Source organism: Leucobacter soli, assembly GCF_042659205.1.
Classification (GTDB): domain Bacteria; phylum Actinomycetota; class Actinomycetes; order Actinomycetales; family Microbacteriaceae; genus Leucobacter; species Leucobacter soli.
Genome location: NZ_JBHSRW010000426.1, coordinates 1 through 959 on the forward strand (window position 1 = coordinate 1; position 959 = coordinate 959).

At 74.0% G+C, this 959-nt stretch carries 1 protein-coding gene; it reads left to right on the top strand.

The genetic code is table 11. From position 1 onward, the window contains the following. Positions 1–959, top strand: a 959-nt coding sequence (locus ACFPZL_RS13710) for a thiamine pyrophosphate-dependent enzyme (RefSeq protein ID WP_382335941.1), incomplete at both ends; no start/stop codon positions are given.

Consider the following 959-nt stretch of genomic DNA (forward strand, 5'->3'; position numbering starts at 1 on the left):
TCAGGGCGAGCTGAGCGAACTCGCCGAGACGCTCGGCGCGCCGACCGCGACGACGGCGCTCGCCCGCGGCATCTTCGCCGACGAGCGCTACGACCTCGGCGTCACCGGCGGCTTCGGTCAGGAGGCCGCGATGGCCGTCATCGCCGAGGCCGACGTCGTCGTCGCCGTCGGCGCGGGGCTGAACCAGTTCACGATGCGCTTCGGCGAACTGCTCGGCGCCGGTGCGACGTTGATCCGCATCGACGCCGACCAGGTGGCGCCTCCGCGCACCGTGCACCCGATCACGCAGGTGCTGCTCCGGGGCGACGCCAAGGAGGTGCTGCGGCTGCTGCTCTCCGAACTGCCCGGCGCGGGCCCGGCCGGCGGCTGGCGGGAGACGATCCCCGGGCTCGAACCCGGGGGCTCCCTGCGCATGCGGGACGACGGCCGGACCGAGCACCCCGACGGCGTCTGCCCCGACGGACTGCTCGATCCCCGCGCCGTCGCCGCGGGACTCGCCGCACTGCTGCCCGAGGATCGCCACGTCACGAGCGACGGCGGGCACTTCATCGGCTGGGCGAACATGTTCTGGCCCGTCGCCTCGCCGGAGCGCATGCTCATGGTGGGCACCGCGTACCAGACCATCGGGCTCGGGCTCTCCACCGTCGCCGGCGTCGCCGCTGCGGCGCCCGCATCGACCGTCGTCGTCACGACCGGCGACGGCGGCGCGCTGATGGGTCTTGCCGAACTGCAGTCCGCGATCCTCGCCGCCGAGAGCTGCGTCATCGTCGTGTGGAACGACGCGGCCTACGGAGCCGAGGTGCACCTCTACGGGGCGATGGGACTCGACGAGGCGGCGATGCGGATCCCCCGCGCCGACTTCGCCGGACTCGCGACGGCACTCGGCGCCACCGGCGTGCGCGTCGATACTCTGGACGACCTCGACGCTCTGGGCGACTGGACGCGGGCGGGCGGGCGGG